The 12,463-nt window shown below is 66.4% G+C and carries 12 protein-coding genes; 6 read left to right on the forward strand and 6 right to left on the reverse strand.

Annotated elements, in window-relative coordinates; all coding sequences use genetic code 11:
• The first annotated feature begins 1 nt into the window (after position 1).
• From ACVIGA_RS16895 to ACVIGA_RS16905, 3 genes are all read left to right on the forward strand, one after another.
• Positions 2–856 carry an alpha/beta fold hydrolase gene (locus ACVIGA_RS16895; protein WP_456667244.1) on the forward strand — a complete coding sequence of 285 codons (855 nt, stop codon included), beginning with the start codon at positions 2–4 and terminating at the stop codon, positions 854–856.
• A 31-nt stretch (positions 857–887) separates the two neighbouring features.
• The gene (locus ACVIGA_RS16900) at positions 888–1,658 is read left to right on the forward strand and encodes an SDR family oxidoreductase (RefSeq protein ID WP_456667245.1); all 771 of its coding nucleotides are present in this window, start codon (positions 888–890) and stop codon (positions 1,656–1,658) included.
• A 73-nt stretch (positions 1,659–1,731) separates the two neighbouring features.
• Positions 1,732–2,181, forward strand: a complete 450-nt coding sequence (locus ACVIGA_RS16905; RefSeq protein WP_456667246.1) for a tautomerase family protein — start codon at positions 1,732–1,734, stop codon at positions 2,179–2,181.
• Positions 2,182–2,185: 4 nt separating this feature from the next.
• On the opposite strand, the gene ACVIGA_RS16910 is transcribed toward ACVIGA_RS16905, so the two are convergent.
• From ACVIGA_RS16910 to glf, 3 genes are all read right to left on the reverse strand, one after another.
• Positions 2,186–3,487, reverse strand: a complete 1,302-nt coding sequence (locus ACVIGA_RS16910; RefSeq protein ID WP_456667247.1) for a PQQ-dependent sugar dehydrogenase — start codon at positions 3,485–3,487, stop codon at positions 2,186–2,188.
• 365 nt (positions 3,488–3,852) lie between these two features.
• Positions 3,853–5,124, reverse strand: coding sequence for a serine hydrolase domain-containing protein (locus tag ACVIGA_RS16915; RefSeq protein ID WP_456667248.1), 1,272 nt, complete (start codon positions 5,122–5,124; stop codon positions 3,853–3,855).
• A 64-nt stretch (positions 5,125–5,188) separates the two neighbouring features.
• Positions 5,189–6,415 carry a UDP-galactopyranose mutase gene (gene glf, locus ACVIGA_RS16920; RefSeq protein WP_456667249.1) on the reverse strand — a complete coding sequence of 409 codons (1,227 nt, stop codon included), beginning with the start codon at positions 6,413–6,415 and terminating at the stop codon, positions 5,189–5,191.
• Positions 6,416–6,627: 212 nt separating this feature from the next.
• On the opposite strand from glf, the gene ACVIGA_RS16925 reads away from it, so the two are divergent.
• Both ACVIGA_RS16925 and ACVIGA_RS16930 read left to right on the forward strand, forming a co-directional pair.
• Entirely contained in the window at positions 6,628–7,860 is a 1,233-nt protein-coding gene (locus tag ACVIGA_RS16925; RefSeq protein ID WP_456667250.1) for a hypothetical protein, read from the forward strand.
• A 74-nt stretch (positions 7,861–7,934) separates the two neighbouring features.
• On the forward strand, positions 7,935–9,095 hold the full coding sequence (locus ACVIGA_RS16930; protein ID WP_456667251.1) for a caspase family protein: 1,161 nt from the start codon (positions 7,935–7,937) through the stop codon (positions 9,093–9,095).
• 37 nt (positions 9,096–9,132) lie between these two features.
• On the opposite strand, the gene ACVIGA_RS16935 is transcribed toward ACVIGA_RS16930, so the two are convergent.
• The 3 genes from ACVIGA_RS16935 to ACVIGA_RS16945 all read right to left on the reverse strand — a co-directional run bounded on the left by ACVIGA_RS16935 (position 9,133) and on the right by ACVIGA_RS16945 (position 10,448).
• Positions 9,133–9,696, reverse strand: a complete 564-nt coding sequence (locus tag ACVIGA_RS16935) for a DUF488 domain-containing protein (protein WP_456667252.1) — start codon at positions 9,694–9,696, stop codon at positions 9,133–9,135.
• Entirely contained in the window at positions 9,689–9,898 is a 210-nt protein-coding gene (locus ACVIGA_RS16940) for a DUF2945 domain-containing protein (protein WP_456667253.1), read from the reverse strand. The genes ACVIGA_RS16935 and ACVIGA_RS16940 overlap by 8 nt, the downstream gene beginning before the upstream one ends.
• Before the next feature lie 118 nt (positions 9,899–10,016).
• Positions 10,017–10,448, reverse strand: a complete 432-nt coding sequence (locus ACVIGA_RS16945; protein WP_456667254.1) for a cupin domain-containing protein — start codon at positions 10,446–10,448, stop codon at positions 10,017–10,019.
• Between the two features lie 127 nt (positions 10,449–10,575).
• Between ACVIGA_RS16945 and pdxR the strand changes: the two genes are divergently transcribed.
• Positions 10,576–12,276, forward strand: coding sequence for a MocR-like pyridoxine biosynthesis transcription factor PdxR (gene pdxR, locus ACVIGA_RS16950; RefSeq protein ID WP_456667255.1), 1,701 nt, complete (start codon positions 10,576–10,578; stop codon positions 12,274–12,276).
• The last annotated feature ends 187 nt before the right edge of the window (positions 12,277–12,463 follow it).

A 12,463-nucleotide genomic window follows, 5' to 3' on the forward strand; every position in this document is an offset into this window, starting at 1 on the left:
GATGTCCGAGATCAAATATCGCACGGCCGATGCCGACGGCTTCAAGGTGTTCTATCGCGAGGCCGGTTCGCCGGGCGCGCCAAAACTGCTGCTGCTGCACGGCTTCCCGAGCGCGGGCCACATGTTCCGCGATCTGATCCCGCAGCTTGCGGACAAGTTCCACATCGTGGCGCCGGACCTGCCCGGTTTCGGCCAGTCGGACATGCCGCCGCGCGAGACGTTCAGCTACACCTTCGACAACATCGCCGGCGTGATCGATCGCTTCACCGAGGTGATCGGCTTCGATCGGTACGCGGTCTATGTGTTCGACTATGGCGCGCCGACCGGCTTCCGTCTCGCGCTCAAGCATCCGGAGCGGATCACCGCGATCATCTCGCAGAACGGCAACGCCTATGAGGAAGGCCTCAGCGACGGCTGGACCCCGATCAAGGCCTATTGGCAGGACCCCTCGCAGGCGAACCGCGACGCGCTGCGCGCCTTCCTGACGCCGGAGACCACGCGCTGGCAGTACACTCACGGCACATCGGATCCGCAAGCCGTGTCGCCGGACGGCCAGAACCTCGACAATTACTACATGACGCGGCCTGGCGCGCATGACGTGCAGCTCGATCTGTTCGGCGACTACAAGAGCAACGTCGCGCTCTACCCGGCCTTCCAGTCCTACTTCCGCACCCATCAGCCGCCGCTCCTCGCGGTGTGGGGCAAGAACGATCCCTTCTTCCTGCCGCCGGGCGCCGAGGCGTTCAAGCGCGACAATCCGAAGGCGGTGGTCAAATTCTTCGACACCGGACACTTCGCGCTCGAAACCCATGCCGCCGAGATCGCGCAAGCCATCCGCGAGTTCCAGAGCCGCTGAAGTCGCGCGCCGATCACCCCAGGGAATGCACATGACCCAATCCGTCGCCATCGTGACCGGCGCAAGCTCCGGCATCGGACGTGCCACCGCGCTGCGGCTCGCGCGGGATTTTTCTGCCATCGTCCTCGTCGCGCGCAGTGGTGAGAAGCTGCGCGAGGTCGCTCAGGAGATCGAATCCAGCGGCAGCACGCCGCTGATGCTCGATCTCGACCTCGCCTCACCGGCGGCCGCCGACGACGCCGTCAAGGCCACGCTGGATCGCTTCGGCCGCATCGACGCGCTGGTCAATGTTGCAGGCTCAGTACCCGGGCTCGATCTGTTCGAGATGACCGACCAGCAGTGGGATGCGGGTCTCGCGCTCAAGTTCCATGGCGCCAGGCGGCTGACGATGCACGCCTGGGACGCGCTGAAGGCATCGCAAGGCGCCGTGATCTTTACCTCAGGCAATGCGGCCGTGTCGCCTCGCGCGGGCGCGGCTGCGGTGGGCACGATCAACGCTGCGATCGAGGCGCTGGCAAAGGCGTTCGCCGAGCGCGGCATCGACGACGGCGTGCAGGTGAACTGCGTGTCGCCGGGCGCCATCATGACCGGACGCCGCCTTGCGATGCTGGAGAAATCAGCGACAGCCAGGCAGGTCGACATCGACACCGCCAAGGCCGACTTCCTCAGGCAGGCCGGCATCAAGCGCTTCGGCTCGCCGGAAGAAATCGCCGACCTCGTCGCGTTCGCCGTGTCGCCGCCGGCGCGCTGGATGACCGGCACCGTGCTGCGCATGGATGGCGGCGAGATCAGGACCGTGTAAGACAGCACTCGACGTGTGAGAGCAAATGCGTGATCCTCGCAGCCTCGACTGACATCCAAGCGAGGTCACGCCAATGCCAACCTATACCTGCACCAGTGCGCAAGGCCGCCTCAGCGCGGAACAGAAGGGCCGGATCGCGGGCGAGATCAGCCGGATCCACGCCGAGGTAACGGGCGCGCCGAGCTATTTCGCACAGGTGATCTTCAGCGACGTCACGCCCGGCAACTGGTTCATGGGTGGCGTCCCGGTCGCGCATGACCACATCTTCGTCTACGGCGATATCCGCGCCGGCCGCGCCGCCGTCGACAAGACGCGAATGATCAAACTGATGGCGGACGCGGTCGGAGCCGCCGCCGGTGTCGACAGCAAGCGCGCGGTGTGGGTCTATCTCAACGAGTTGCAGCCGCGGCAGATGATCGAGTTCGGCCATGTGCTGCCCGAACCCGGCGACGAGCCGGCCTGGACCGACGCTCTGCCGGAAACGGATCGCGTTTTCATGCAGTCGATCACCGGGCGGCGTTGAAGCGCTACACCCCCGTGACGCGCCAGATCACGTTGCCGACATCGTCGGCCACCAGCAGCGAGCCGTCGCCGCCGAGCGCGACGCCGACCGGGCGTCCGTACGATACCTTCTCGTCGGGCGCGAGGAAGCCCGACAGGATGTCGCGCGCCGGCCCCGAAGGACGGCCGTTCGTAAACGGCACGAACACCACCTTGTAGCCCGACAGCGTCGAGCGATTCCACGAGCCGTGCTGGCCGATCACCATGCCGTCGGGGAAACCCGGCAGCGTGCCCGCCGGCATCCAGCACAGCCCGAGCGAGGCGGTGTGGCCGCCGAGCGCGTAGTCCGGCTGGATCGCCCTGGCGACCATCGCCGGATCCTGCGGCACGCGATCGTCGACCGTCTGGCCCCAGTAGCAGTAGGGCCAGCCATAGAAGCCGCCATCGCGCACCGAGGTGAGATAGTCCGGCGGCGTCTCGTCGCCGATGCCGTCGCGCTCATTGACGACGGTCCACAGCACATTGGTGGTCGGCTCCCAGGCGAGCCCGACCGGGTTGCGCAGGCCGCCGGCGAAGATGCGGCTGGTGCCGGCTGCGAGATCGAGCTCATAGATCGCGGCCCGGCCCTCCTCCACCTTCATGCCGTTCTCGGCGATGTTGCTGAGCGAGCCGACGCCGGCGTAAAGCTTCTTGCCGTCGGCGCTCGGCAACAGGCTGCGCGTCCAATGTCCGTCGGGCTTGAAGCTGACGAGCTTGCGTCCCTCCGCCGTGATGCGGTCTGCACCCGCGGTGTAGGGAAACGCGACCACGCCGTCGGTGTTGCCGACATAGAAGGTGTCGCCGATCAGCGCCATGCCGAACGGCTGACGCAACCCTTCCATGAAAGCACCGCGGCTTTCCGCGACGCCGTCGCCATCGCGGTCGCGCAGCAGCGTGATGCGGTTGGCGCTGTCGCCGAGTGCCGCAGCGCGGCGCATCGTCGCCTGCATCGCATAGTGGAAGACGCTGCGCGGCGTGCCTGCGATTTGCGTCGCCTCCGCGATCAGGACATCGCCGTTCGGCAGCACGTTGATCCAGCGCGGATGGTCGAGCCCGGCGGCAAAGGCGTTAACCTTGAGTCCTGCTGCTGCGGTCGGAAGCTGGCCCTTGTCCCAGCCGCGCGCCGTCGGCATCTTCAGCGTCGGGATCGCGCCCTGCGACTTCGCCGCCGGAATCTGCGGCGCGCTGCCCCAGGCCGGTGCAGGCTCGGCGCCCTGCATCCGCCGCCACGCCACGGCGCCGGCCCCGATCGCCGCGACGACGCGGGCAAAAACTCCAGACGTGCTCATCGACTTCCCCTGTTATTCGCGCCCCGTTATTGCGCCCTCCCGGGCGGCCGCGGCCCGCAGCAGCATTCGCATAATGCCGGCCCTGATGACAGTAGTTATACGATCTTCGCAGCCGCCATCGAATCGGGGAGACTGGCCGTACGCTCCCTTGTCAGAGCGTTTTCCTCCCTGAGACCTAGCCCGCCCCGGTCGGCGGGCTTCCTTTTACGAAACGCCAGGCTTTTCGAAGCACTGCGGGCGCGGCCGGCTGCGGGGCGTTATAGCCGAAAACGCATAGCGGCCCGGCACCGGATGCATTGGACCGGGCACAGCGACGGCGCAACAGGGCTGGCAACCGGACACGTATGACGCCGCAGCGATGCGGCTTACTTCACCATCGCGCCGTAGACGATGTCCTGCACGTTCTCGCGATAATATTTGCGAAGCTCGCCGGGCGCTGCGGTTCCAACCACCACGACGAGGTGCTCCTTCGGATCGCAGAAGAACTGCGTGCCATAGGCGCCGTTCCAGGTGAACTCGCCGGGATTGCCCGGCACCGACGCCAGCCCCTCGCTGGTCCGCACCGCGACCGCCAGCCCGAAGCCGAAGCCGCCGCGATGCGGCTCGACCGCAGCGACATTGTTCTTGATCTCGGGCCCGAGATGGTTCGACGTCATGAGATGTACGGTCTTGGGGCTGAGGATGCGCTTGCCGTCGAGCTCGCCGCCATTGAGCAGCATCTGCCCGAAGCGGACGTAATCGCCGACGGTCGCGAACGAGCAGGCGCCGCCGCAGTCGAACTTGGTCGGCGTGTCGAGCAGCTTGATGGCTTGCGGCTTGCCGGTGAGCGGATCGTTGGGGAACGGATGCGCCAGACGCGCGCGCTGGGCGTCGGTCGGGTGGAACGTCGCTTCCTTCATGCCGAGCGGCTTCCAGACATTGGCCGAAAGATAGTCGCCGAGCCGCTGGCCGGAGACCTTCTCGACGACGGCACCGAGCACGTCGATCGAGAAGCCGTATTCGAACTCGGTGCCGGGCTGGTGCACCAGAGGCAGCTTGGTGATGCGGTCGATGAAGGCCTGAGTGTCGCCTTCGACAGCCGGCGCGGTGCCGTCGGGATAGAGCCGTGCCAGCGCGCTCGAGCTGTCGGGCCGGCCGCCATACATCAGGCCGGAGGTGTGGCGATAGAGATCGTGGATGTAGATCGGCCGGGCCTGTGGCTCCATCGTCAGCGAACCGTCGGCCTGCTGTACGCCCACCTTCATGTCGGCAAACCCCGGATAGAACTCGGCAACCTTGGCCTGCAGCGGCAGGCGGCCCTGCTCCATCAGCGTCAACCCGGCCACCGCCGCCATCGGCTTGGTCATCGAGGCCAGCGCGAACACGGCATCGATCGGCATCGGCGTGCCCTTGACCGGGTCGAGCTGGCCATAGGCCTTGTAGTGCACAAGGCGGCCGTCGCGTGCGATCGCCACCACGGCACCGGGCACGCGCTTGGCCGCGATCTCGCGCGCGAAGAAGTCATCGAGCCGCGCCAGTCCCTGATCCGAGAAACCGGCCTGATGCGCCGACGCTTCCGGCAGCGGCGGCGCGGCATGGGCGATGTTGACGGCAAGACATGTGGCGGCGGCAGCCGCGGCAATGGCGAACGTTCTCATTGTTTCCTCACCAGGAACCGCGGGCGATTGTTATGACTTCGCTGCCCGCTCCGGCAGGCTTAGATCACGCCGGCAAGGGCGACAAGGCGTCGCGGCGCGCGGCGGTGTCGCCGGGGCGCATGTCTGCGTCGGCGAAGAACGGCTCGACCTCGTGCTCGAACGTCTTCAGCGCGGCGCCGATTGCCTGGTGCATGTCGAGATATTTGTAGGAGCCGAGCCGGCCGCCGAAGATGACGTTCGGATGCGATGCCGTCATGGCGTGATAGGACGTCAGCATGGCGCGGTCGGCTGCGGTGTTGATCGGATAATACGGCTCGTCGGTGCGGCCAGCGAAGCGGGAATATTCGCGGTAGATCGTGGTCCGCGCCCCGGCATGCGCGCGCTCCGGATGCAGGTGCCTGAACTCGTGGATGCGGGTGAACGGCACCTCGGCGTCGGCATAGTTGATGACGGCGGCGCCCTGGAAATCGGCGACGTCATGGACCTCACGCGCGAAGTCGACGGTGCGCCAACCGAGATGGCCGCAGGCATAGCCGAAGAAGCGGTCGATCGGTCCGGTATAGATCACGAGCTGGCGCGGGTTGATGCGGTCGGCGACGTCGAAATAGTCGACACCGAGTTGCACCGCGATCCTGGGATGATCGAGCATCCGGCGGAAGATCGCAGTGTGGCCATCGAGCGGCATGCCCTCGTAGCGGTCGGCGAAGTAGCGATCGTCGAAGGTGAAGCGCACCGGCAGGCGGCCGATGATGTCGGCCGAGAGCTCGCGCGGATCGGTCTGCCACTGCTTCTGCGTATAGCCGCGGATCAGGAGATCGTAGAGCGTGCGGCCGACCGAGGCGATCGCCTTGTCCTCGAGATTGCCGATCCCGGAGGCACCATGCCTCCCGGATGCGCCATGCGCTGCGGCCTCGGCCGCGATCACGGCGCGCGCCTGGTCCGGCGACATGATGCGGCCGAACGCGGCGCACACCGTCGCAAGGTTGATCGGCATCGAATAGACGCGGCCGTTCGCCACCGTGAAGACGCGGTGGCGGTAGTCAGTGAACTCGGTAAAGCGGTGCAGATAGCGCCAGACGGTCTCGGAATTGGTGTGGAAAATATGCGTGCCGTAGCGGTGCACCTCGACGCCGCTGTCGGAATCGACCTCCGAATAGGCGTTGCCGCCGATATGCGGCCGGCGGTCGAGCACGCAGACGGAGCGGCCGAGCCTGCTCGCCACCTGCTCGGCAATCACGGCCCCGAAAAAGCCGGCGCCCACCACGACGACGTCGAAGCTCTCAAGCTGCATGTGGCCCCCGCTCCCCGCGCGGGCCCGGGCTGTAGCCCGCCGCGACATCCCGACGGAGCTTCAACGGCGCTGCGGCCGACTTCCGGCGAAGATTTTGGTTAAGGCCGCGATAATTTCGTGCCCGGAACAGCGGGCTCGGCCGTTCAACTGACAGCATGCGAGGCGCTGGGTTTATCCGCGCGCGCAGCAACAGCATCATGCGCGGGGGCCCGATGTCCGTAATCTGCGTCCTGTATTCCAGCAATACGACCTATGATTCGCTGCGCGGCATTCTCGCGATGGCCGCCGCCGAGCTCGACCGGCTCGGCCATGAGGTCAAGATGCTCGACCTGCTGGCGCCGGATTTCTCGGCCAGGCTCAACGCGCTGTTGCCACGAAAGACCGAGACGATGGCACTCGGCTTCTCCGGCATCGGGCTCGATATCCACACCAAGGACGGCAAGCTGTTCTGGGACGTCGCCCAGATCCCCGTCTTCACCTGGTTCTGCGATCATCCCTGCTACTTCGCCAAGCGGCACGGGCTCGAGAGCCGCTACACCGCGCATGGCTACGTGTTTCCCGACCATGCCGCGTTCAACCGCGATCATCTGGGCGCCAACGGCGCCGTGTTCGCGACCCATATGGGCATCCCCGATCCCGGCTTCTTCGGCGGCCTGCCGCCCGAGAAGCGCAACGGCCGGCTGATCTTCGCCAAGTCCGGCTGGAATCCGCTGGCGCTCGAGCGCGGCTGGCGCAAGACGATGCCGCCAAAGCTGTTCGCGCTGCTGTTCGATGCGATCGCCGAGGCGCGCGGCAAGACCTGCAGCGCGTTTCCAGAAATCATCGTCGACGTGGCCGAGCGGCATCTCGTCTATCTGAAGCCGGGCGGCGACCTGTTCAACGTGATCCTGACCCGGCTCGACAACTACACCAGAGGCGTCCGCACCCGCGAGGTGGGCGCGGTGCTCGCCGACTATCCGGTCGATTTCATCGGCGGCGGCTGGAGCGATCTCGACGTCAGCGGACGCCCGGCCCGCGTGCTCGGCGCGATGACCTTCGATGCGATGCGCGAAGGCCTCGGCAGCTATCTCGCCGCGGTCTCGCTCAATCCCAATATCGACCTGTCGGTGCACGACCGGGTGTTCTTCGCACTCGGCGCCGGCACCGTACCGGTGTTCGACGCCAATCGCTTCTCGGCCGCGGAGATGCCGCATCTCGCCCGCTACAGCTTCGGCCAGGACACGACGAGCGTCGCTGCCGCCGTCGAGGCCCTGCTGGCCGATCCCGCCGCCGCCCAGGCTGCGACCGCCGCCACGATGAGCGAACTCTATCCGCGCTTCTCGATGCAGCGGTCGGTGCAGGATATCCACGAGATCACGATGTCGATCGCGGGTGCCGCCGGCGCCAATCTGTTGCCGGCCGAGCCGGTCCCGGCAGGCGTCTGGACACCAAAACAGGCGGCCTGATCGCACCGCCATTTCCGTGGCCGCCTCGCGCCGGCTGCGCTACCCTGTGCCCGTCACCTTCGATCGGGTCCAGCATGAACCGCCGTGCGTTTGTCTCGGGACTGGCCATCGCCGCGGCGCTCGCGGGCCTTGCCACGGTGCCGGCCGCTGCCGACGGCAAGCGGGTGGCGCTGGTGATCGGCAACGGCGCCTACAGAAGCGTGCCGGCGCTGTCCAATCCGCCGACTGATGCCGGCGATATCGCCGCGGCGCTGAAGCGCCTCGGCTTCGCGGTCACCCTGATCACCAACGGAAGCTTCGACGAGATGCGGCGCGGCCTGATCGCATTCGGGCGCAATGCCGCCGGGGCCGACATGGCCGCGGTGTATTTCGCCGGCCACGGCATGGAGATCAACGGCGACAACTGGCTGATCCCTGTCGATGCCGAGCTGAAGCGCGATACCGATGCCGCCAATGAAGCAATCAGCCTGCAGAGCGTGATGCTGCAGGTGTCCAGCACCGGAAGTCTCGGCCTCGTGATCCTCGACGCCTGCCGCAACAATCCGTTCGCGGCGAAGATGAGCCGCTCGCTCGCGACCCGCGCCGCCGCCAGCAATGGGCTCGGCCGCATCGAGCCGGTCGGCAACGTGCTGGTCGCCTATGCCGCGCGCGACGGCACCACCGCGCTCGACGGCGACGGCCACAACAGCCCGTTCGCCGCAGCGCTGTTGCGCAACATCGAGGCGCCGGGCGTCGAGGTCACCTTCATGTTCCGTAACGTCCGCGACGACGTGATGGAGGCGACGCGCAACGAGCAGCAGCCCTTCGTCTACGGCTCGCTGTCGCGCAAGGCGATCTATCTGGCAGCGCCGCCGGCCGACGCAACGGCGCCGAAGCAGGCGAACGCGACACCGGCGGCCGCGGCTCCCGCCTTGTCGGCGCCACCAGCGACCGCGGCCGGCCCCATCGATCCCGCGCTGGTCGGCACCTGGGAAATCATGGTGGCGGGCAGCCGCGGCCAGTCGCGCTGGATCTGGCAGATCATGACCGACGGCACCTACAAATTCCACGCCGAGCCCTTCCGCTCGGCGCAATCACATGAAGGCACCGTCACCTTCGCCAACGGCAGCTGGACGCTGCACGCGCTGAAGGGACTGCGGAATTATAGTGATGCCGGCTCCTACGAAATCCACGACAGCACCGCCGTAATCACCGGCAAGCTCGGCACCGGCTATTGGAAACGGAGCGTGGAGTGAGGCGGCGCGATGATGCGCCGCAAGCTTCGCCACCCGTTCATAAATCCAGTTGCCCCGTCGCCGGATAGACCACCGTGCCATCGCTCTGCACGACGGCGCCTTCGGTGAGGCGGGCGGGTTCGAGGCGGCCTTCCCCCATGATGTGGACGACGGTCTCGCCCGACGCCATGAGATAGTCGGCGACGATGCGGCGGTGGCAGCGCCACCACACGGCTTCCGAGCACATGATTGCGCAGCGCAGCCGGTGGCCCTCGTCGCGCAGATGCTGCAGGCTCGCGTGAAATTGCGGCGACAGCGCATAATCCGCGTAGTTGTGGAAGCTCTCGTTGCTCCAGAACCCATTGACTGAAGGCGGCACGCCTCGCGCCTTGCCGCGCAGCCCGCCGAGATCGGCCAGATGCTCATACGAGATGCCCGCGGCCGCCAGCGGATCGGGGAGCGTGTCCCTGTTGAACCGCGGATTGGTCCGCGACCCCGGCACCGTTCTGATGTCGACGACACGGTCGATCTTGGCCGCGGTGAGGAGGACGATGAAGTCCTCGAGACTGCGGTTGGAATGGCCGACCGTGAAGAACGGAAGCGCCGCGGCTTTGCTAGGCATGATGGAGCGCGCTGCCCTTGTGCGCCGCGACGTGATCGGTCTTGTCGCTCTTGATCTCGTATTGCGGATCGGCTTCCGAGGCGCGGTGCATGTGCCCCTTGTAGTCGAAATCACTGGTGTGAACCGCGATGATGGTGCCCGAGACGTGGCCTGCCTCGGAATTCCATCTGACGTGATCGCCGACCTTGAATCGTCTGGCCATCTCGCAATCTCCGGTTTCGTCGAGCACGGCAGGTTCTGGCGATTTGGCACGGCCAACGCCAGCAACCTGACCGGCACAGCATAGCCGGAGGAAGGCGTCCGCGCCTTGCTGATTCCGACTAAAGCGGCTTCATCAAGTCAGCGGAGGTTGCGCCTTCTGGGGCGATGTAGATCGCAAGCAATGTCGCCGGCACGGTCGCGCTCGGATTGCGCGAGACCCGATGCACGGCGCCGGCCGGCTCCCACCAGGCGTCACCCGCCTTGTAGGTCTGCTCCGGACCTTCGCCGACTTGCGAGGAGATCGAACCTGCGACGACGAACGCCATCACGCCATTGGCATGGGCATGCGCCGGCGATCCGGTGCCGGGCGGATAATGGACTTCCACGAGGCTGATCTCGCGCCTGGGATCGCCAGGCAGCGCTTGCTTGATCACTTCGCGCCGGGTCGACGCGGAATTTTGTGCCTGCGCCGTCGCGTCCGCGCCGTACGCCGCGGCGATCGCTGCGAACAGGGATAACAGCGATGCGCGGTTGACATCCCTTCTGGTCAAGTCTGCCTTCGTCATGAGAGTGGCCCTTGGTTGCCTCGTTGTCGCGAGGTGCTGGCTGCGTGAAGCCACGATGTAGCCCGGCAGTGGCCTAGGCTTTAGGGCCAAATTCCGACACATTGACTAGGCCATGACGATGACTGCGAGGACACCGGCGAAACGCCCGCGGGGCCTGATCCGCGGCCACCGCACGCCGCTGTACCGGCAGATCTACGAGCGCTTCCGGCAGGCGATCGCAACCGGTCAGCTCCGCCCCGGCGACCGGCTGCCGTCGGTGCGCGACCTCGCCCGCGAGTTTGCAACCGCGCGCGGCACCGTGGACGCGGCGTTCGCCATGCTCGCGGGCGAAGGCTACGTCGCGAGCCGCGGGCCGGCAGGCACGATCGTCTCACCCGAGCTGAACGCTGCGGCAGCGACGGCGCCCGGCCATCGCCCCAATGCGTCACGCACCCGGCCGCAGGCACGCGCCGAACCGAAGCTTCTGCAATTGGGATTGCCGGCGCTCGACCTATTTCCGCGCAAGGCCTGGGCGAACATGGTTGCGCGCGAAGCCCGCCGGATCTCGTCCGCCGACATGGCATATCCTGATACGGCCGGCCTGCAGCCATTGCGCCAGGAGGTCGCCGCCTATCTCGCATCCTCGCGCGGGATCGCCTGCCAATGGCAGCAGATCGTGATCACCAGCGGTTTTCAGGACGGGCTCGATCTGGCGCTCCGGGTGCTGCTTCGGCGCAATGACCGGGCCTGGATCGAGGACCCGTACTTCCCGCCGGTTCGCGCCGCGCTGGAGATGGCGGGCGCGAGACTCATTCCGGTTCGCGTTGACGCGGACGGGATGCGGGTTACTGACGGCATCAGGCAGGCGCGGAAGGCCCGCATCGTCGTGGTCACGCCATCGCATCAATCTCCGCTGGGGGCTGCACTGTCGCTGCCGCGGCGGCTGGCACTGCTCGGCTGGGCCAACACCGCCGACGCCTATGTTATCGAGGACGATTACGACAGCGAATTCCGCTTCGTCGGCCGCCCGCTGCCGGCGCTGAAGAGCCTCGATCGTGAGCAGCGCGTGATCTATGCGGGAAGCTTCAGCAAGACATTGTTTCCCGGCTTGCGGCTCGGCTATCTGGTGCTGCCCGACCGGTTGCTCGGACAATTCGTCGAAGCCAGCGCAACGCGGACCGCGGGACACGGCCTGTTCGAGCAACGCGTCGTCGCGGCCTTCATGGCCGAGGGACAGTTCGCGCGGCACCTGAAGCGCATGCGCAAGCTCTATGCCGCCCGCCGCGCCGCCCTGGTCGATACGCTCGAGGCCGAATTCGGCGAGCAGATTACGATCGCGCTCAAGCCGGGCGGCATGCATCTCGTCGTTCAGTTCACAGGAGGTGTGCGCGACGTGGCGCTGGCGGAGCTTGCGAAAGCCGCCGGCTTCGGCGCCGAGGCGCTGTCGGCACGAACCATCGCGCATCAATCCGTCGAGGCACTGCTGGTCGGCTTCACGAACGTCGCCGAACCGGATGCACCGGCGGTCGCGCGGCGACTGAGGCACGCTCTCCAGCCATCTCTGAAAAAGCGCCGGGCAGCTGACCCCGCGGTTACAGCTGCTTTATTCCCTGCGAGCGGCGATCAGGGCCGGTCAGAGCGGCTGGGAAGTTGGAAGCCAGTCACCCCGAAGAAAATTCCGAACTCGCATACTATTGAAATTGCTGTTGGATTTTCCAACCTGCGAATAGTCGTCCCGGAGCCGGCCAGGGTTCCCGTCGGTGAGCACGCGATCACGCACGGCCAAACTCGTCATGGCGGGCGGGGTATTTCAGGAGAAGGTTCAAATATTTAGGCAGTGAAGAGGCTCGCTTTCTTCGGATCGTCGCAGCCTTGAGTTCAAATCGTCGTGCGAACCTTGCGGACGTCAACCTAAGGGCCACCTGATGCGACGAATGTGAAGGACCCTACTTCGGGACCGGCCTCCCGCCCCAGGCTCGATCGAGCCAGCCGGTCATGAAGGGACAAAAACGCTGATTTGA

The organism is Bradyrhizobium sp. USDA 3240, from assembly GCF_054063295.1.

Bases quoted from the DNA above. Each gene is read 5' to 3' on its own strand.
- ACVIGA_RS16940 (WP_456667253.1), bottom strand. From the start codon at position 9,898: ATGGCCAGACGATTCAAGGTCGGCGATCACGTCAGATGGAATTCCGAG.
- ACVIGA_RS16910 (WP_456667247.1), bottom strand. From the start codon at position 3,487: ATGAGCACGTCTGGAGTTTTTGCCCGCGTCGTCGCGGCGATCGGGGCC.
- ACVIGA_RS16895 (WP_456667244.1), top strand. From the start codon at position 2: ATGTCCGAGATCAAATATCGCACGGCCGATGCCGACGGCTTCAAGGTG.
- glf (WP_456667249.1), bottom strand. From the start codon at position 6,415: ATGCAGCTTGAGAGCTTCGACGTCGTCGTGGTGGGCGCCGGCTTTTTC.
- ACVIGA_RS16930 (WP_456667251.1), top strand. From the start codon at position 7,935: ATGAACCGCCGTGCGTTTGTCTCGGGACTGGCCATCGCCGCGGCGCTC.
- ACVIGA_RS16905 (WP_456667246.1), top strand. From the start codon at position 1,732: ATGCCAACCTATACCTGCACCAGTGCGCAAGGCCGCCTCAGCGCGGAA.
- ACVIGA_RS16935 (WP_456667252.1), bottom strand. From the start codon at position 9,696: ATGCCTAGCAAAGCCGCGGCGCTTCCGTTCTTCACGGTCGGCCATTCC.
- pdxR (WP_456667255.1), top strand. From the start codon at position 10,576: ATGACGATGACTGCGAGGACACCGGCGAAACGCCCGCGGGGCCTGATC.
- ACVIGA_RS16900 (WP_456667245.1), top strand. From the start codon at position 888: ATGACCCAATCCGTCGCCATCGTGACCGGCGCAAGCTCCGGCATCGGA.
- ACVIGA_RS16925 (WP_456667250.1), top strand. From the start codon at position 6,628: ATGTCCGTAATCTGCGTCCTGTATTCCAGCAATACGACCTATGATTCG.
- ACVIGA_RS16915 (WP_456667248.1), bottom strand. From the start codon at position 5,124: ATGAGAACGTTCGCCATTGCCGCGGCTGCCGCCGCCACATGTCTTGCC.